This is a genomic window from Streptomyces sp. NPDC093261 (assembly GCF_044753645.1).
In the GTDB taxonomy this organism is placed as follows: Bacteria; Actinomycetota; Actinomycetes; order Streptomycetales; family Streptomycetaceae; genus Streptomyces.
This window is the reverse complement of sequence record NZ_JBIVNO010000003.1, coordinates 164,667-182,651: the sequence shown is the minus strand read 5'-3', so window position 1 is coordinate 182,651 and position 17,985 is coordinate 164,667. Positions and strand designations below refer to the sequence as shown.

The 17,985-nt window shown below is 72.3% G+C and carries 11 protein-coding genes; 6 read left to right on the top strand and 5 right to left on the bottom strand.

The genetic code is table 11. The annotated features are described in order from the left end of the window. Window positions 1-70: 70 nt before the first annotated feature. From ACIP94_RS09935 to ACIP94_RS09920, 4 genes are all read left to right on the top strand, one after another. Window positions 71-1,348, top strand: a complete 1,278-nt coding sequence (locus ACIP94_RS09935; protein WP_402422141.1) for an aspartate kinase — start codon at window positions 71-73, stop codon at window positions 1,346-1,348. Between the two features lie 226 nt (window positions 1,349-1,574). Continuing rightward, window positions 1,575-2,642 (top strand): aspartate-semialdehyde dehydrogenase, encoded by a 1,068-nt coding sequence (locus tag ACIP94_RS09930; RefSeq protein WP_402422139.1) that lies wholly within the window; start codon window positions 1,575-1,577, stop codon window positions 2,640-2,642. 411 nt (window positions 2,643-3,053) lie between these two features. Beyond that, on the top strand, window positions 3,054-3,722 hold the full coding sequence (locus ACIP94_RS09925) for a SigE family RNA polymerase sigma factor (RefSeq protein WP_402422136.1): 669 nt from the start codon (window positions 3,054-3,056) through the stop codon (window positions 3,720-3,722). Beyond that, window positions 3,719-5,002 (top strand): hypothetical protein, encoded by a 1,284-nt coding sequence (locus ACIP94_RS09920; protein ID WP_402422133.1) that lies wholly within the window; start codon window positions 3,719-3,721, stop codon window positions 5,000-5,002. Before ACIP94_RS09925 ends, ACIP94_RS09920 begins: the two co-directional genes overlap by 4 nt. A 94-nt stretch (window positions 5,003-5,096) precedes the next feature. On the opposite strand, the gene ACIP94_RS09915 is transcribed toward ACIP94_RS09920, so the two are convergent. The 3 genes from ACIP94_RS09915 to ACIP94_RS09905 all read right to left on the bottom strand — a co-directional run bounded on the left by ACIP94_RS09915 (window position 5,097) and on the right by ACIP94_RS09905 (window position 10,176). Continuing rightward, entirely contained in the window at window positions 5,097-5,966 is an 870-nt protein-coding gene (locus ACIP94_RS09915) for an SURF1 family protein (protein ID WP_402422131.1), read from the bottom strand. A gap of 92 nt (window positions 5,967-6,058) precedes the next feature. Continuing rightward, entirely contained in the window at window positions 6,059-7,897 is a 1,839-nt protein-coding gene (locus ACIP94_RS09910; RefSeq protein ID WP_402422128.1) for a prolyl oligopeptidase family serine peptidase, read from the bottom strand. A gap of 353 nt (window positions 7,898-8,250) precedes the next feature. Further along, window positions 8,251-10,176, bottom strand: a complete 1,926-nt coding sequence (locus ACIP94_RS09905; RefSeq protein ID WP_402423040.1) for an NAD-binding protein — start codon at window positions 10,174-10,176, stop codon at window positions 8,251-8,253. A 513-nt stretch (window positions 10,177-10,689) separates the two neighbouring features. Between ACIP94_RS09905 and ACIP94_RS09900 the strand changes: the two genes are divergently transcribed. Both ACIP94_RS09900 and ACIP94_RS09895 read left to right on the top strand, forming a co-directional pair. Further along, window positions 10,690-11,637 carry an MIP/aquaporin family protein gene (locus ACIP94_RS09900; protein ID WP_402422125.1) on the top strand — a complete coding sequence of 316 codons (948 nt, stop codon included), beginning with the start codon at window positions 10,690-10,692 and terminating at the stop codon, window positions 11,635-11,637. A gap of 95 nt (window positions 11,638-11,732) precedes the next feature. Further along, window positions 11,733-12,944, top strand: a complete 1,212-nt coding sequence (locus ACIP94_RS09895; protein ID WP_402422123.1) for an amidohydrolase family protein — start codon at window positions 11,733-11,735, stop codon at window positions 12,942-12,944. A 7-nt stretch (window positions 12,945-12,951) separates the two neighbouring features. Here ACIP94_RS09895 and ACIP94_RS09890 read toward each other — a convergent pair whose 3' ends face one another. Both ACIP94_RS09890 and ACIP94_RS09885 read right to left on the bottom strand, forming a co-directional pair. Continuing rightward, window positions 12,952-13,578: a UTRA domain-containing protein gene (locus tag ACIP94_RS09890; RefSeq protein WP_402422120.1), complete on the bottom strand. Its 627-nt coding sequence runs from the start codon at window positions 13,576-13,578 to the stop codon at window positions 12,952-12,954. Between the two features lie 311 nt (window positions 13,579-13,889). Beyond that, the gene (locus ACIP94_RS09885; protein WP_402422117.1) at window positions 13,890-17,978 is read right to left on the bottom strand and encodes an AAA family ATPase; all 4,089 of its coding nucleotides are present in this window, start codon (window positions 17,976-17,978) and stop codon (window positions 13,890-13,892) included. Between the last annotated feature and the right edge of the window lie 7 nt (window positions 17,979-17,985).

Genomic DNA, 17,985 nt, shown 5'->3' with positions numbered 1-17,985 from the left:
TCGATAGACTGAGCCGACCGCACCGGCACTGCGCGGGTGCGGAAAGAGACGGATTGAGCGAGGAGCGCACGTGGGCCTTGTCGTGCAGAAGTACGGAGGCTCCTCCGTAGCCGATGCCGAGGGCATCAAGCGCGTCGCCAAGCGGATCGTGGAAGCGAAGAAGAACGGCAACCAGGTGGTTGTCGTCGTTTCCGCGATGGGCGACACGACGGACGAGCTGATCGATCTCGCCGAGCAGGTATCCCCGATACCTGCCGGGCGTGAGTTCGACATGCTGCTGACCGCCGGAGAGCGGATCTCCATGGCCCTGCTGGCCATGGCGATCAAGAACCTGGGTCACGAGGCCCAGAGCTTCACCGGCAGCCAGGCAGGCGTCATCACCGACTCCGTCCACAACAAAGCCCGGATCATCGACGTCACGCCCGGTCGTATTCGCACCGCGCTGGACGAGGGCAACATCGCCATCGTCGCCGGTTTCCAGGGTGTGAGCCAGGACAAGAAGGACATCACGACCCTGGGCCGGGGCGGCTCCGACACCACCGCCGTGGCGCTGGCCGCCGCCCTCGACGCCGAGGTGTGCGAGATCTACACCGACGTCGACGGCGTGTTCACCGCCGACCCGCGTGTGGTGAAGAAGGCCCGGAAGATCGACTGGATCTCCTTCGGGGACATGCTGGAGCTGGCCTCGTCCGGGTCCAAGGTGCTGCTCCACCGCTGCGTGGAGTACGCGCGCCGCTACAACATCCCGATCCACGTCCGCTCCTCCTTCAGCGGGCTCCAGGGCACGTGGGTCAGCAGCGAGCCGATCGAGCAAGGGGACAAGCAGGTGGAGCAGGCCATCATCTCCGGTGTCGCGCACGACACCTCCGAGGCCAAGATCACGGTCGTCGGCGTGCCGGACAAGCCGGGCGAGGCCGCCTCGATCTTCCGCGCCATCGCGGACGCCGAGATCAACATCGACATGGTCGTGCAGAACGTCTCGGCCGCGGCGACCGGCCTCACGGACATCTCCTTCACGCTCCCGAAGACCGAGGGGCGCAAGGCGATCGACGCCCTGGAGAAGGGCAAGACCGCGATCGGCTACGACTCGCTGCGCTACGACGACCAGATCGGCAAGATCTCCCTCGTCGGCGCGGGCATGAAGACCAACCCGGGCGTCACGGCCTGCTTCTTCGAGGCGCTCAGCGACGCGGGCGTGAACATCGAGCTGATCTCGACCTCCGAGATCCGCATCTCGGTGGTGACGCGCGCGGACGACGTCCCGGAGGCGGTGCGCGCGGTGCACAGCGCCTTCGGCCTGGACTCCGAGAGCGACGAGGCCGTGGTCTACGGAGGCAGCGGGCGATGACCGGCCTCCCCCGCGGGGGCGAGGACCGTATGGGGTCCGCGTGCGTGCGCCGTACGGGACCCGGGCGTGCGGGCCGTACGGGATCCGGGCGTGCGGGCCGTACGGGATCCGGGCGCGCGGGCCGTGCCGAAGCCGGGCGTGCGGGCCGTACGGGATCCGGGCCGGCCGTGCGCCCCGTGCCGTGGGCCGGTCTGCCGGGCCCTGGTGTGCCCCGTGGTGAGCGCCGGTGACGGCGCGGACCGGGCGGCCGACGCTCGCGGTCGTGGGAGCGACCGGGGCCGTCGGCTCCGTCATGCTCCAGATCCTGTCCCAGCACGCGGACATCTGGGGAGAGATCCGTCTGATCGCCTCACCCCGCTCGGCCGGCCGCAAGCTGACCGTGCGCGGCGAGGAGGTCGAGGTGGTCGCGCTCGACGAGGAGGCACTGTCGGGCGTCGACGTGGCGATGTTCGACGTACCGGACGAGGTGGCGCGGCAGTGGGCGCCGGTCGCCGCCGCGCGGGGTGCGGTCGTGGTGGACGACTCGGGTGCGTTCCGGATGGACCCGGAGGTCCCGCTGGTCGTGCCGGAGGTCAACCCGCACGCCGCCCGGGTGCGCCCGCGCGGCATCATCGCCAACCCGCACTGCACGACGCTCTCGATGATCGTGCCGCTCGGGGCGCTGCACGCCGAGTTCGGGCTGACCGAGCTGGTCGTGTCCTCGTACCAGGCCGTGAGCGAAGCGGGACGCGCGGGCATCGACACCCTGCGCCAGCAGTTGTCGCTGGTCGCGGGGACGGAGCTGGGGACGAGCCCCGGCGACGTACGGCGCGCCGTGGGCGACAACACGGGACCCTTCCCGGAGCCGGTGGCGCTGAACGTCGTCCCGTGGACCGGGTCGCCGGCCGGGGACGGCTGGTCCTCGGAGGAGATGAAGATCCGCGACGAGTCCCGCAAGATTCTGGGGCTGCCCCGGCTGCGGGTGGCGGTCACCTGCGTCCGCGTGCCCGTGGTCACCGCGCACTCCCTGACCGTCCACGCCCGCTTCGAGGACGAGGTCACGGTCGACCGCGCGCGGGACATCCTCGCCACCGCGCCCGGAGTCGTCCTTTTCGACGACCCGGCCGCGGGTGAGTTCCCCACCCCCGCCGACGTGGTCGGCACGGACCCGACCTGGGTGGGCCGGGTACGCCGCTCCCTCGACGACCCGACCGCGCTGGAACTGTTCGTGTGCGGGGACAACCTGCGCAAGGGCTCGGCCCTGAACGCGGCGCAGATCGCGGAACTGGTCGCGGCGGAGCGGGTGGTTCCGTAGCCCGCTCGGCCGCGGAGTGGGTGGTTCCGTAGCCCGCAGCTTCTTCGGCCGCCGTCCCACCAGGCGGGAAGGCCCCCGGTCGTCGGCCGAATCGTTTGTAGGATCTGTGACGGTTCGGCAGGCCGGTCGTGTGGTCCGGACCACTTGTATCGAAGCCTTCGGGCGTTCGAAGATTTCCCTCCCCGCCCCGCAACCGCTTGCGGAGCGGGGAGCGTCTTTGCGGTCACCCTGGGGGGGCGGGCACCGTCACACATGGGGCATAGGGGAAGAGCTGGTACGCATGAGGTCACGAGACGCACGGTCCGCTGCGCTGGGGGGCGCACGAGGACAGGTGCAGACGGACGTGCTGCCTGACGCGAAGGCGATGTCGGTCGCGTACAACCCTCACGGGGTGAGACGTGTCCAACTGGCGTGGCAGAGGTACTCGAATTCACCGCGGTACGGGCGAGGGGCACAGCCCTGCGCCCGCCCCGCCGCCCCCGGATGCCCGGCGCGCCCGGCGGCATGCCGGTGATCGCGCCCGTGCCCGCAGCGCGGCCCGCCCGCATACCCGGCCAGCGCGAGAGCGCCGAGGAGACGACGGCCGCCGGCACCACGGTGGACCATCTCACCGAGACCTACCGTGCCCATTACCGCTCCCTCCTCGGACTCGCGGCGCTCCTGCTCGACGACACCGCGTCCTGCGAGGACGTCGTCCAGGAGGCGTTCATCCGCGTCCACTCGGCGCGCAAACGCGTCCGCGACCCGGAGAAGACGCTCGCCTATCTGCGCCAGACGGTCGTCAACCTCTCCCGTTCGGCGCTGCGCCGCCGCATCCTCGGTCTCAAACTGCTCTCCAAGCCGATGCCGGACATGGCGAGCGCGGAGGAGGGTGCGTATGACCAGCTCGAGCGCGACTCGCTGATCCGGGCCATGAAGGGTCTCCAGCGCCGCCAGCGCGAGGTGCTGGTGCTGCGCTACTTCGCGGACATGACAGAGGCCCAGGTCGCCGAGACGCTGGGGATATCCCTGGGGTCGGTGAAGGCGTACGGATCGCGCGGCATCGCGGCACTGCGCACCGTCATGGGAGCGCCGGCATGAGCGAGCACGAGGAGCGGCGCCCCGCCGTCCCGGGACGCGACTCCCACGAACGACACGAGCCCGATGTGTGGCACGAGCCGACGGACCGGTCCGCGCCCCACGAGGACGACCACGAGCAGCATGCTGGGAACGGAACTGTGAACCACCGCCCCGACGACCAGGGCCGGCAGGAACCCCGGCCGGACCGCGCCGCTCCCGGCGCGTTTGCCGCCGATCGCTTCGCACGGGGGCTCGGCGGCTCCGAGGGCCGTACGGACGCATCCGGTGACGGGTGGGACGGCCTGGAGGCCGAGGGGCTCGCTCAGGACGAACAGGCGCTGCGGCGGATCCTCCACCAGGCGGTGGACGACATCGAGCCGCGCGACGGCACCCTGGAGCATCTGCGGCGCGCGGTGCCCGCCCGGCGGGCGCGCAAGCGGCAGGCCCTGGTCGGCATGGCGGCCGCCGCCCTGTTCGTCGGCACGGCGATCCCTGCCCTCGTCCATGTCTCCAACGCCACGGGCTCCGACGCCGATCCCTCCATCGCCGGCCAGGCCTCACAGGCCCGGCAGGGCACCGAGCAGGGCAAGGGCCCGGACGGCGGCTCCAGCGGCTCGGTCGGCTCCGGCGGCATGACCAAGGACAGGGGCCAGAGCGGTCAGAAGGGCAAGGAGGACAAGGGCAAGGGCGTGCCCGGCGGAGCCGCCGGCGGGGCCGACCCGACGGCCTCGGCGCAGAGCGCACCCGTGTGCACGGCGGCCCAGCTCGGCGGCGCGACCGCCACCGCGGGCGCCCCGGACTCCAGCGGCACCGTCTACGGCACCTTCCGCGTCACCAACGTCTCCACCACGCCCTGCACGGTCTCGGGCGGCGGCAGTGTCTCCACGGCTCCCCAGGGCGCGGCGGACCCCTCCAAGATCAGCGTGGTGAACCATGTCGCGGGCGACGCTGCCACCGCGCTGCCCGACCCGTCCCAGGCCGTCACCTCACTGGTGCTCAAGCCCGGCGCGGCCTATGAGGTCAAGTTCGCCTGGGTCCCGTCGGAGACCTGCCCCACCACGGGCGGCGGCACCGGCGGACCCTCACCGGACCCGAGCCCCTCGGCCTCCACCGGCACGAGCGGCGGCACGACCCCGGAGAGCGGCGGCGTGGCACCGCAGCTGATGACGGAGGACGGCGTGGCCGACGGCAGTGTGGCCGTCTCCCACACCCCGGAGACCGGCTCCGGGACCTCCACGACCACCGTCCCCAACGCCTGCGCCGGCACGGTCTACCGCACGGGGATGCTGCCGGCGTCCTGACGCCCTGAGCTGTGCGTCCGGCTGCCGTGCGTTTTCGTCCCCGTTCCCGGAGCGGGCGCACCCGGGAACGGCTGGTCCTGCCGGCCGCCCTGCCTCAGGTGGCGGCGGCCCGGCGCTCGCTCGCGGCGGCGGCCTTCTCGTCCCCGGCCGCCCCTGCCGTTGCCTCTGCCTCGGCCGGGGCAGACGGGCGCCCGGCCTCCGGCTCCTCCGTGACGAGGCCCAGTTCCGCGTCCCGGGCGTACTCAACCTCGCGCCGCAGCAGACGGAACCACATGAAGACCGTGAAGCCCGCGAAGACGAACCACTCGCCCGTGTAGCCCAGGTTCTGGAACGCCTTGAGATCCAGCCCGGTGCCCTGGGGCGCTGTCGCCGGTACGGCCCGCATCCCGCTGTCGGCCTTGTCGAGGGTGATCCAGGCATCGTAGAGCTGGTACGGCACGAGGTTCACCAGCGACGCCGCGCTGATCGCCGCGGTCTCGTCGGGGGGGAGCCCCCCGCCCCCTCCCGCCCCGTTCGCCCCCGGGCTCTCCGACGCCTGCAGCGCACCCGTGACGGTGACCTCGCCGGTCGGCGCGGCCGGCGCCTTCGCGGCGTTCGCGTCACCCGGCAGCCAGCCCCGTACGACCGGCAGGGCCCTGCCCTCGTCGGTGCGCAGCAGGGTCAGCACATAGAACCCGTTCCTGCCGTCCAGCTCCCGGTCCGGCACCAGCAACTGCTTGCCGTACCGCCCGGTGGCCGTGGCCCGCTTCCCGGACGTGTTCTGGTCGACGGGCAGCAGCTCCCGAAGCGGCCGGGCGGCCTCCTTGCGGTCCGCCGTGGCCTGCTCGCCGGCCCTCTGCTGCTCGTGCACCCGGGACTCGAACCGGCTCAGCTGCCATGACCCCATGAAGATGCAGAAGGGGATGGCCAGCAGCACGAAGACGTTGATCCCCCACCAGCGGGGCGTCAGCAGAAACCGGTACACGCCCTCCACGGTACGGTGCCGCCTTCACGGACCCGCCCGTGGGGCCCGGCGCACGAGGCGCGCGCCCCCCGTACGCCGTCGGCTCTTCAGATTTATCTCCCCAGATGGCGCTCCGCGAAGTCCAGCTCCAGTCGCACCTGCTTGATCCGCTCGTCGACCACCAGGGAGCCGTGTCCCGCGTCGTACCGGTACACCTCGTGCACGGCGTCCCGCGCGGCGAGCCGGTCCACGTAGTTCTCGACCTGGCGGATCGGGCAGCGCGGGTCGTTCACCCCCGCCGAGATGTACACTGGCGCCTTCACCGCGTCGACGTACGTGATCGGCGACGACGCCTGGAACCGCTCGGGCACCTCCTCGGGCGTACCCCCCATCAGGGTCCGGTCCATCGCCTTCAGTGTCTCCATCTCGTCGTGGTACGCCGTCACATAGTCCGCGACCGGGACCGCCGCGATTCCGATCGTCCATGCGTTCGGCTGGGTGCCGAGCCCGAGCAGGGTCAGATACCCGCCCCAGGAGCCGCCGGTCAGCACCAGCCGCTCGGGGTCCGCGAGCCCCGACGACACCGCCCATTCCCGTACCGCCGCGATGTCCTCCAGCTCGATCAGCCCGACCCGGTGCTTGAGGGCGTCGGTCCACTCGCGTCCGTACCCCGTCGAACCCCGGTAGTTGACCCGCACCACCGCGTACCCGTGGTCCACCCAGGCCGCCGGGCCCGCCGCGAACGAGTCGCTGTCGTGCCAGGTGGGGCCGCCGTGGATGTCGAACACCGTGGGCAGCGGTCCGGTCACCCCGGCCGGCTTCTGCACCAGCGCGTGGATGCGGCCGCCCGGGCCCTCCACCCACACGTCCTCCACGGGTACCGACCCCGGGGACTTCATTCCGGGCGGATCCAGCACGACCTTGCCCGACGTCGACCGCACCACCGGCGGTTCGGCCGCCGACGACCACAGGTACTCCACGGTCCCGTCGGGGCGCGCCGTCGCGCCGGACACCGAGCCCGGCGGCGTCGGCACCCGCACCAGCTCGCGGGTTCCCAGGTCGTACCGCAGGAGTTCGCTGCGGGCCTCGAAGCTGTGCACGATCAGCAGAGCGGAGCCGTCCGGATACCACTCCGCGGACACGTCGCCCGGCAGCTCCAGCGCCAGGTCCGTCTCCTCGCCCGAGGCCACGTCCCACACCAGCGGCTCCCACCGGCCGCGCCGCTGGTGCCCGACCAGCAGACGGGTGTCCCCGTCGACGGGCGCGAAGCCCAGCGCCTCCAGGCCCAGCTCGACCCTGCCGCCCTTGGTGTCGTCCAGCTCCGCCACCGTAGAGCCGTCCGTCCGCAGCACGCGCAGGGCCGAGTGCATCGCGTCGCCGTGCTCGGTGTGCTCGATGGCGATCAGCGAACCGTCGTGGGAGAGGCCGCCCACCCCGGCCGACTCGCGGTGCCGGTAGATCTCGACCGGGTCCTGGCCCGCCCGTGCCAGATGGATCGTCGAGCCGTCCTCGTCGGTCGAGCGGCCCACGACCGCCGTCCGCCCGTCCCGCCCGATCGTGAGCCCGGCCGGGTAGGACGGCTCCAGGCCGGGTGCCGCCGGCTCGTCGGGCCCGGAGTCCGCGCCGGAGGCGCCGGGGGTGAACCGCTGACGTCTCCAGATGCCGAACTCGTCCCCGTCCGTGTCGTCGAACCACCAGATCCACTCGCCGTCCGGTGAGAGCACCCCGTCCGTCGTGCCGTTCGGCCGGTCCGTGACCTGGCGCTGCTGGCCCGTGGTGCGGTCCCACGCGTACAACTCGTACGTCCCCGTCGCGTTGGAGACGAACAGCGCGCGGTGCGGTGCGTCCTCCGCCCAGTCCGGCAGTGACACCCGCGGCGCCCGGAAGCGCTTCTCCCAGTCCGGCATGTCCTCGCCGCGCGCCGGCGAGGCGGACCCGTTGCTCTCAGTCATGGCCCCATAGTGCCTGGCGCGGGCGACATCGTGCCGACGAGGTCCTCAGCCTGTGGAAAACTCTTGGCGGAAACGCCCTGACCAGGCACGACCGCACCTCCTAGGCCAGCCGGCCGCCGAAAGCCGGCCGGCTGCCGAAGCCAGCCGGCCGCCGAGACCAGCCCGCCGCCGCCCCCGCACCCGAGCGTCCCCGCCCTGTGCCGCCCACCGCCCCGGACAAGCTCGGCCTACGCGCCAGCGCCCGCCTGCCGACGCCCAGCCCCCGCGTGCCGCCGCCCAGCCGCCCAGTCCCCGCCAGCCCCCGCCTGCGCGCCCGTCCGCCTGCGCGCCCCTCCGCCTACGCGCCCGTCCGCCTACGCCCCCGCCCCCTGACGCTGCCTGCGCCCCAGGAGGTCCGCCAGGCCGCGGCGCGTCGCGGCCAGGACCACCCGGTCCTCCGGCCGCAGGACATAAGTGGGCGGCAGGTCCCAGATCAGCCCCGAGGGGCGGCCCGGGCCGCCCGTCTCGGGGTCCGGCACCAGGTCCCGTTCGCCGGGCGCCGCGGTGTCCAGGGCGAGCACGCGCCAGGCCCCCGCCCGGAAGGCCTGCGCGACCGTCCGCCCCTCCAGCTGCGGATGTCCGGCCACGTCCACGGCGGCGAACAGCAGCACCCGCCGTTCGACGGGGATCGCCCCCAGGATCTGCCGGCCCAGCATGGCCCCGGCGAACGCGGGCGCGGCCAGGTGCGACACGCTGCGGCTGCGGGTCAGGGCGTGCGGATGGGCGGCGCGCAGGGTGCGGTAGACGGCGGTCGCGAAGTCGTCGTCGTACAGACGCAGGACGACCCGCAGGTCGGGCCGCAGCGAACGCGCGTAGAGGACCGCCTCGAGGTTGGTGGTGTCGGCGCTGGTGAGCGCGAGCAGCGCGTGCGCCCGGTGGATCTTGGCGGCCTCCAGGACGCCTTCCTGCGTCACGTCGCCGAGCACGACCGGCACCCGCAGCCGCCGGGCCGTGGCGAGGCCGCGCGCCTCCGGATCGCCCTCCACGCACACCACGGGGATCTTCAGTTCCCGCAGCCGGGTGAGCACCCGCGTGCCGATCTTGCCGACGCCGAGCAGCACCACATGGCCGGACAGCCCGCGCGGCGGCCTGCGCAGCGCGCTCCCGCTGCGGAAGGTGCCGAGCGCCTCGAGGACGGCCGCCACCAGCACGGGCAGCAGCAACAGCCCCACGAGACCGGACAGCAGTTGCAGGATCTGCCGCCCGGCGGGCTCCCCGATGGCCGGGTTGTTGATGGCGAACAGATCGAGCAGCGTCAGATACGTGGCGCGCAGCGGGGGTTCCCCGGTGACCGCCATCGACGCGATCGCCAGCGCGACGACACAGCCCACGATTCCCGCGAACGACCAGCGCAGCCGCCTTGAGACCAGCGAGCCCAGGGGGACGACACTGCGTCCGGCGGGCAGTGCGGGACCCGCGTAGGAGACGGTCTCCAGGACGACCGTGCCGCGTCCGGTGGCCGCGGCGACGGCCGCTTCACCGGGCAGGAGTTGTGGCCCCTGCTCGCCGCTGCCCTCGGAGCCGTCGGCGCCGGCGGGGTCGCTCGCCGTCGCCGAGAGCAGCGCCAGGGTGCACAGTCCGGGGTCGGCGACCTCGCCGGGGCGCGACGGCGGGCGTTCCACGGCCCGCAGCATCAGCCCGTCGGTCTGCACCACCTTGGTGGTGCCGGCCACGGCCGTCGCCGCCAGCGCGGGCGCGGCGGTGTCGGCGTCGGACAGGACGGTCGTGGACGCGTCGAAGGGCTCGGCCTCCCCGTCGGTCCCGCCGGAGGCCAGCGTCGCCGCCTGGTCGAGGAGCGCCTCGATGTGCTGCCCGAGCCGCCGGTTGTAGAGCCGCAGCACGAGCCGGAGGCGCGGGTTGAGGCGGCGTGCGGTGAGTGCGGCGCGGATGTTGGTCTCGTCGTCGTCATAGACGAGCGCCAGGGCGGTCGCCCGCTCGACTCCCGCCTCGGCGAGCACGGCCTCGGAGGCCTCCGGTGCCTCCAGCAGCCGTACGGCGCCGGGCGTCGGGGAGATACGGGCACCGGCGGTACGGCCGTCCGTGCCGTTGCCGTTGCCCGCCGCACGCGTGACGGCGGCGGAGACCCGGTCGAGCAGGGCGGAGGCGCGGGCCCGGCCCACCACCGGCTGCCGGGCGACCCGTGTGGCGGGTGGCACCACAAGGGTCACCTGCTCGTCGTACACCCCCCGCAACTCGGCGGCCAGCCGGTGCGCGAGTCCGTCGTCCCCGCACACCACCATGTGCGCGACCGCGTCGCTCGACCCGTTCTGTTGTGGAACGCCTGTCACGAGGAGAAAGACTGCCCTAGGGACGGGCCGGTTCCACAGGGGCGGGGATGCCGGAGGTGCGGGCCGTGTGATCCGGGGGACGGTCGTCGGCCGGGACGAGCCCCGGCGCGTTCCTGACCCGGAATCCCGCGGAAGCCTCGGACCGCCCGGCGGCCTTTCACTCCGAATGGGGTCGCCGAAAGGCGCCGATCTCCGTCCGCAATTCGGTGTCATCCGAACGGGTCATCGTGCTGGACGAGGCGGCGATCCGTGAATCCGTGCGTCATACTCATGGTGTTCCTGCTGTGTGCACATTCCTGCTGTGTGCACATTCCTGCGGTGTGCGCGTTCCGCTCCGCGCATGTTCCCGCTGAGCGTCTTTCCGTGCTCCGTGCGAGGAATGCGGAGGTCGTCACATCCGAATAGGCAGGCCCGGATGGGTGGCATCGGCTCCACGGGCCGGACCATTCCCTGAGGGGGCCCGTCATGGCCGTGGAAATCCCACCCCTGGTGAAACCCTCCCGGCTCAGGAGCCGAGGGGGCCTCTTCGGCGAATGTCTGGCGGAATTCCTGGGGACGTGCGTCCTCGTCTCCTTCGGGTGCGGTGTGGTGGCCACGGCGGTCGCCGCGCTGCCGGGATCGGGCCGTACGGCCGGGCCCACCACCTTTTTCCTGAGTGCCGGTGACTGGCTTCTGATCTCCTGGGGCTGGGCGCTCGCCGTGACCTTCGGTGTCTACGTGGCGGGCGGCGTCAGCGGCGCACACCTCAATCCGGCGGTGACGCTGGCATTCGCGCTGCGCCGTGGATTCTCCTGGCTCAAGGTGGTGCCGTACATGGCATCGCAGCTGGCCGGCGCATTCGTCGGGGCCGCGCTCGTGTACGGCGTCTACCACGACGCCATCAACACCTTGGACCGGGCCATGAAGGGCCCGAAGACGAACGGGCACACCCTCGCCACCTTCTCCATCTTCGGCACGTTCCCCGCGCCCTACTACCAAGGCGGCACGTGGGGCCCGCTCGTGGATCAGATCGTCGGTACGGCCTTTCTCGTGATGTTCATCGTGGCGGTCGTCGACCAGCGCAACACGGCGGTGAAGGCCAACCTCGGCCCCCTGGTGATCGGCTTCGCGGTCGCCGCCATCGGCATGTCCTACGGTGCGAACGCCGGCTATGCCATCAACCCCGCCCGTGACTTCGGCCCCCGCCTGTTCACCTGGCTCGCGGGCTGGCAGGACCTCGCGATGCCCGGGACTCTCGCGGGATCGTTCAGCGACTACTTCTGGATCCCCATCGTCGGCCCCCTCGTCGGCGCAGTGGTCGGGGTGCTCGTCTACGACCTGTTCATCGGCGACGTCCTGCACGCCCGTCTGCACCTGGCCCGACTCCCGGAGCCCGGCCGGAGCGGCCCGGAGACGGACGCGGACGAGGAATGAGCCGGGCCCGACCGCGCCCCGGCGGCCCTTGCCCCCGCCGTGGGTGCCGTCTACCTTGAATCTGACGCCTCGTCAGATTGTGAGGGGGAGACGCGATGGGAACGGAAGGCAGCACCCAGGACCTGCCCAAGGTCATCAGCGTGGACGACCATGTGATCGAGCCCGCGCACCTCTTCCGGACGTGGCTCCCGGCCAAGTACCGGGACAGGGGACCGAAGCCCCTCACCGCCGGCATCGGCGGTCTCCGGTACGTCGGCGGCAAGTACCGGTTCACCACCGACCCGGAGGGCCAGATCACCGACTGGTGGGAGTACGAGGGCGTGCTGTTCCCGTACAAGCGCATCATCGCGGCCGTCGGCTTCTCCCGGGACGAGATGACCCTCGACGGCATCACCCGCGAGCAGATGCGCCGCGGCTGCTGGGACCCGAAGGCCCGGCTCGGGGACATGGACCTCAACCATGTCGAGGCATCGCTCTGCTTCCCCACCTTCCCGCGCTTCTGCGGACAGACCTTCGCGGAGGCCGGTGACAAGGAGGTCGCGCTCGCCTGCGTCCGCGCCTACAACGACTGGATGGTCGAGGAGTGGTGCGGCGACAGCGGAGGGCGGCTGGTCCCGCTGTGTCTGATACCGCTCTGGGACGTCGGCCTGGCCGTCGCGGAGATCCGGCGCAACGCCGCACGGGGCGTCCGGGCCGTGACCTTCAGCGAGATCCCGACCTGTCTGGGCCTTCCGTCGATCCACTCCGGATACTGGGACCCGTTCTTCGCGGCCTGCGAGGAGACCGGGACCGTCGTCAACATGCACATCGGGTCGTCGTCGCAGATGCCGGCGGCGTCCCCCGACGCCCCGCCCGCCGTCCAGGCGTCGCTCAGCTTCAACAACGCGATGGCGTCGATGATGGACTTCCTCTTCTCCGGGGTCCTCGTGAAGTTCCCCCGGCTCAAGCTCGCCTACAGCGAGGGGCAGATGGGCTGGATCCCCTACGCCCTGGAGCGCGCCGACGACGTGTGGGAGGAACACCGGGCCTGGGGCGGGGTCAGGGACCTGATCCCGGAGCCGCCGTCGACGTACTACTACCGGCAGATCTTCTGCTGCTTCTTCCGCGACAGGCACGGCATCGAGGCGATCGAGACCGTCGGCGTGGACAACGCCACCTTCGAGACGGACTACCCGCACGTCGACTCGACCTGGCCGCACACCAGGGAAGTGGCGGCGGAGCATGTGGCCGGCCTGCCCGACGACATCACGTACAAGCTGCTGCGCGGCAACGCCATCCGGATGCTGGAGCTGCCCTTCGACCGGTGAGCCCCGCTCACCACCTGTCCAGGGCTGTGGTGAAGACCAGCTCCGTGCGGTCGCCGGGCAGCGTGATGTCACAGACCTCCACCACGCGGCCGTCGATGTCGTATGACGTCTTCCGGAGGAGGATCACCGACGTGCCCGGCGGCAGCTCCAGCTCCTCGGTCTCCTGAGGCGTCGGCGGGCGCGCGGTGATCCGTTCCTCGACGCGGTCCACCTCGATGCCCACCGTGAACAGCTGGTTCTGGGTGCTGCCGGGCCAGGGCTCGTTCCGCTCGTCCAGGAGATCGGGGTTCCCGGCGACCAGTTCGCGGACCAGGTACGAGGTCACCAGGCTGAACGGGGCGGACTCCGCCACATACCGCGTCCGGTAGGCGCGTTCGACGAGCGCGGTGCCCTCGGGCACCCCGAACGCCTCCGCCAGCTTCCGGGGCGCCTCGATCTCGCGGTACCGGGCGCGGATCACGAGGTCCTGGCGTCTCAGGCCGGTGTCGTGTTCGGTGGCGCCGGTCCGGGCCCGCTCCGCCAGGGGCCGGCGCGCACGGTTCTTCTCCCACTGGTGGCGCCCGTTGTCGCGGACGACCGCGAGGCGCGGGCGGCGTCGGAGACCGTCCCCGATCGCTTCGTACGGCTTGGGCACTGGCGCTCACCGGTCCGGGGTCTGGGGCCTGGCGCGGCGGCGGGCGGGACCGGCCGACGGCCGAAGATCAGCCTACGACTCCTCAGGAGTTCCTGCCGCGCGGAGCGCGCGGGTCGCCGGGAATCACGTCCTCGACGGCGCCCGCTCCCGGGCATGGAAGCGCCCGACCGCTGGCGACGGGGGATGCACCAGCGATCGGGCTGAGGCCCAGCCTAACAACGCCGCTCGGGCGGCGGGAGCCGACTGCTCGGCCGTAGCGGGCAGTTGTGAGCGGGATCACCTCGAACCCGCTCTGGTCCGCTCCCGCTTCCTCACTGCCCGCACGGCGGCTTGTACGAGAGCCGGGGCAGGTACTCGTGCCATCGCTGCGGGGTCAGCACACCCCGGGTGACCGAACAGATGTGCCGGATGGCCTCGTCGGCGTCCAGCGGCCACAGCCGGACCGTGTCGGCGCCGCTCGACACCCCGAGCACCTGGCTGCTGGGGCTGAAGGACAGGAAGTTGCCCGTCTTGGCGTAGGGACTCATCGACTGGCCGATGGGGGTGGGCGACGCCGGCCGGGCGACGTCCCAGAGCCGGACCGTGTTGTCGTTGCCGCCGGTGGCCAGGGTCTGGCCGGACTTGCTGAACGTCACGGACGTGACCGCCTCCGTGTGCCCGGTGAGCGGGGGGCCCAGCTCGGTCGCCGCGCGGGGGTCGCCGACGTTCCACAGCCGTACGGTGTCGTCGTCGCTCCCGCTGGCCAGCGTATGGCCGTCGGGGCTGTAGGCGAGCGCGTTGACGGGCCCGGAGTGCTCCGTGAGCGGCCGGCCGAGCGGGGCCACATGCGCGGGATCGGTCATGTTCCACAGCTGGATCGTGCTGTCCGCGCTGCCGCTGGCCAGCGTGCGCCCGTCCGGGCTGAAGGCCAGGGCGTTGATGAAGCCCCGGTGGGCGGTGAGCGGCTTGCCGAGCGCGACGGCATGGGAGGGGTCGCTCACGTTCCACAGCCGGATGGTGCGCTGGTCGTAGGCGGTGGCCAGGATCCGTCCATCGGGGCTGTACGCCAGTGCGTACGACCCCATGAACCGGGTCCGCAGCGGCAGGCGCGGCCCGGTGGAGACCGGGCGGGCCGGATCGCCGACGTTCCAGAGGTACACCGACTCCTTGTCGGTCAGCACCACGAGCGTGCGGCCGTCGGGGGAGAACACCAGTGAACGCTGGCCGCCGTCGGCGGGCATGAAAGGCCTGCCCATGAGCCTCGGCCGGCCGGGGGCCGCCACGTTCCACAGCCGGACCCTGCCGTCGCTCGCCGCCGTCGCGAGCACCTTGCCGTCCGGGCGGAACACCCCGTTGCGGCCGGTCATGTCCGATGTCGGGATCGACCACAGCCGGACCTTGCTGTCACCGCTGCCGGTGGCGAGCGTACGGCCGTCCGGGCTGAACCCGAGGGCGTACATCTCGCCGCTGCCGCCCGCGAGCGGCTCGCCGACCTGTGAGGGCCAGTGGGGGTCGCTGACGTTCCACAGGCTCGCCGTGCTGTCCGCGCTGGCGGCGGCGAGCCGCCTGCCGTCGGGGCTGAAGGCCACGGACCAGATGGGGCCCGTGTGGCCGGTGAGCGGCGAGCCGATCGGTGCCGCGTGCGCCGGGACGGAGACGTCCCACAGCCGGATGGTGTCGTCGGCGCTGCCGCTGGCGAGCGTGCGCCCGTCGGGGCTGAAGGCCACCGAGTGCACCAGGTCCGTGTGGCCGGTGAGCACCTTCGGCAGCGGCTTGGGATGGCGTGGGTCGGCCATGTTCCACAGCCGGATCGTGTGGTCGTCGCCGCCCGTTGCGAGCGTGCGCCCGTCCGGGCTGAACGCCACGCAGCGCACCGCGGCCGTGTGGCCGCCCAGCGAGCCGAGCGGCTTCGGCCGGCGCGGGTCGGCCACGTTCCACAGGCGTACGGTGCGCTCCTCGCCGACGGAGGCCAGCGTGTGTCCGTCCGGGCTGAAGGCGACCAGGTAGATCGTGCCCTCGTGGCCCGTCAGGGGGTTGCCGAGGGAGGTGGGGTGGGCCGGGTCGGTCACGTCCCACAGCCGGATGGTGCCGTCGTCCCCGGCACTGGCAAGGGTGTGTCCGTCCGGGCTGAAGACGGCACTGCTCACCCAGCTCGTGTGACCGGTGAGGGGCTTGCCCAGCGGCTCGGGTCGGCTGCGGTCGGCCACGTTCCACAGGCGGACGGTCCGGTCGTAGCCGGCCGTGGCCAGTGTCTTGCCGTCAGGGCTGAACGAGGTGAGGTAGACGGCGCCGCGGTGGCCGAGCAGGGGGGTGGCCAGGGGAGCGTTCACGATCGAGATCAGCCTGCTGAACGTCCCCTTGTCGCCCGGCCGCAGGTCGTGCGCCACCAGGTCGAGCTGGGCGGCCAGCGACGGATCCGTGTGCTGGACCCGGTCCGCCTCCGCGAGGACCTGCTCGAACTCGGCGTCGTCCCGCTGCTGCCACGCGACCACCGCCGAGCCGGCCGCGAGCACCGCGAGCACCACCAGCGCCGCCACCGCGGAGCGCGCGATCAGGACCGTACGCTTGCGCAGCCTGACCGACGCGGCGAGGAACTGCACGGCGCTGCGGGTCAGATAGGTGTCCCCGGCGGACTTCGCCCAGGCGCGGGCCTGCTCGAGGCGGGAGCCCCGGTAGAGCAGCGAGCTGTCCCGGTCCGAGGCGTCCCAGGCCCTGCCGTCCTCCTCCAGCCGCTGGCGCAGCAGGTTGCCGTTCCGGTCCTCGTCGATCCAGTCGCGCAGCCGGGGCCAGGCGTGGAGCAGCGCCTCATGGGTGATCTCCACGGTCTCCGCGTCGAGTGTCACCAGCCGGGCCCGCACCAGTGCCTCGAGGGACTCCTCCGTCTTGCCGGGGTCGGTCGACTCATGTGCCAACTGGCGCCGCGTTCCCCGGCGACGGGTGGCCTGGGTGTCCTCCCCGAGGCGGACCAGCCGGAGCAGCAGCAGCCGCGCGGCCGTGCGCGCCGCCGGGTCGAGGCCGGACCAGGCCCGCTCGGCGGTCGCCGCCACCGCTCCCTGGATGCCGCCCGCAGCGCGATAGCCGGCCAGTGTCAGCCGTCCCGCCTTCCGGCGCTGCCAGGTGGCGAGCAGGGCGTGGGACAGAAGCGGCAGAACCCCCGCGTTCTGGGTTCCGCGCGGGCCGTCGGCGCACACCTCACGGACGATCAGCTCCGCCAGTCCCGGCTCCAGTTCGAGCCCTACGGCCTTGGCCGGACCCGTCACCGCGTCGCGCAACTCGGCGGCGGTCAGCGGTCCGAGCAGCATATGGCGGTGTTGCAGTGCATCGGCCAGTTCGGGGTAGTCCAGGCACTGCTCGTAGAAGTCGGCGCGTATGCCGAGGAGGACCTGCGCCGGGGCCCGCTCGCCGGGGCCGGCCGGGGAGCAGGCGGCATGGAGCAGCTGGATGAAGGTGCGCCTGTCCGCCTCGTCGGAGCAGAGGGTGAACGCCTCCTCGAACTGGTCCACGATGAGGACCGGACGGGCGGCCGCAGGCGCCTCACGGCACGCCCAGGCCGCGACGGCCTCCCGCACCGCGTGCGCGAAGTGCGGAGTGCCGGTCTCCCCGGAGGCGGGGCCCTGCGCAACGGCGTTCCGTGAAACGCCGTCCCGGGCAACGGCGTTGCGCGAAAGGGCGTCCTGCGCAATGGCCCTCCTCGCGGCCGGGATCACGGGTGCGAGTGCGGGAATCCGCCGGACCAGTTCCCCGAGGGGATCACTTCCCGGTACGAGGTGCAGTACCTCCCGCGCCCGGCTGCTCTCGTCGTCCAGCGCGCCGTTCTGCAAGGCGGGTACCAGACCGGCGTTCAGCAGAGACGATTTTCCCGCCCCCGAGGCGCCGACGAGCATGACCAGCCCACCCGTCTCCTCCGCCGCGCCGAGCTGGGCGACGAGCGCCTCCGTGTACCGCTCCCGGCCGAAGAACCACCAGGCGTCCTGCCGCCGGTAGGCGGCCAGACCCCGGTACGGACACACGCCGGTGACGTCCGGAGCCTCGGCCGGAGGCCCCTCCTCCTCTTCTGCGGCTGTCTCGGGTCGTTCGCTGACCGGATCGGCCACGGCCCGCTCCCACAGACGCTGCCACTGGACCACGTCGTACAGGCCCTTGGACACCGCAGCGGGCCGCAGGCGCCGCGCCTGGGGTATCAGGATGTGCAGCACCGCCGCGAGCGCGGGGAACTGGGCCGGCACGTTCCTGGCCCGTCGCCAGTCGCTGATCCGCTGCGCCGACACCCGTACGGGCCGCCCCCGTTCGTCGACCCGCTGCAGTCGGTCGACCGCTTCGGCCACGCGCTTGAGGGGAGGATTGCCGGCCTCCCTGTACAACAGCGCGAGACGTTCCGCGAAGGCTGAGCGTGCCCCTGAATCGGAGCTCAAGGCCTCCACTCCTTAC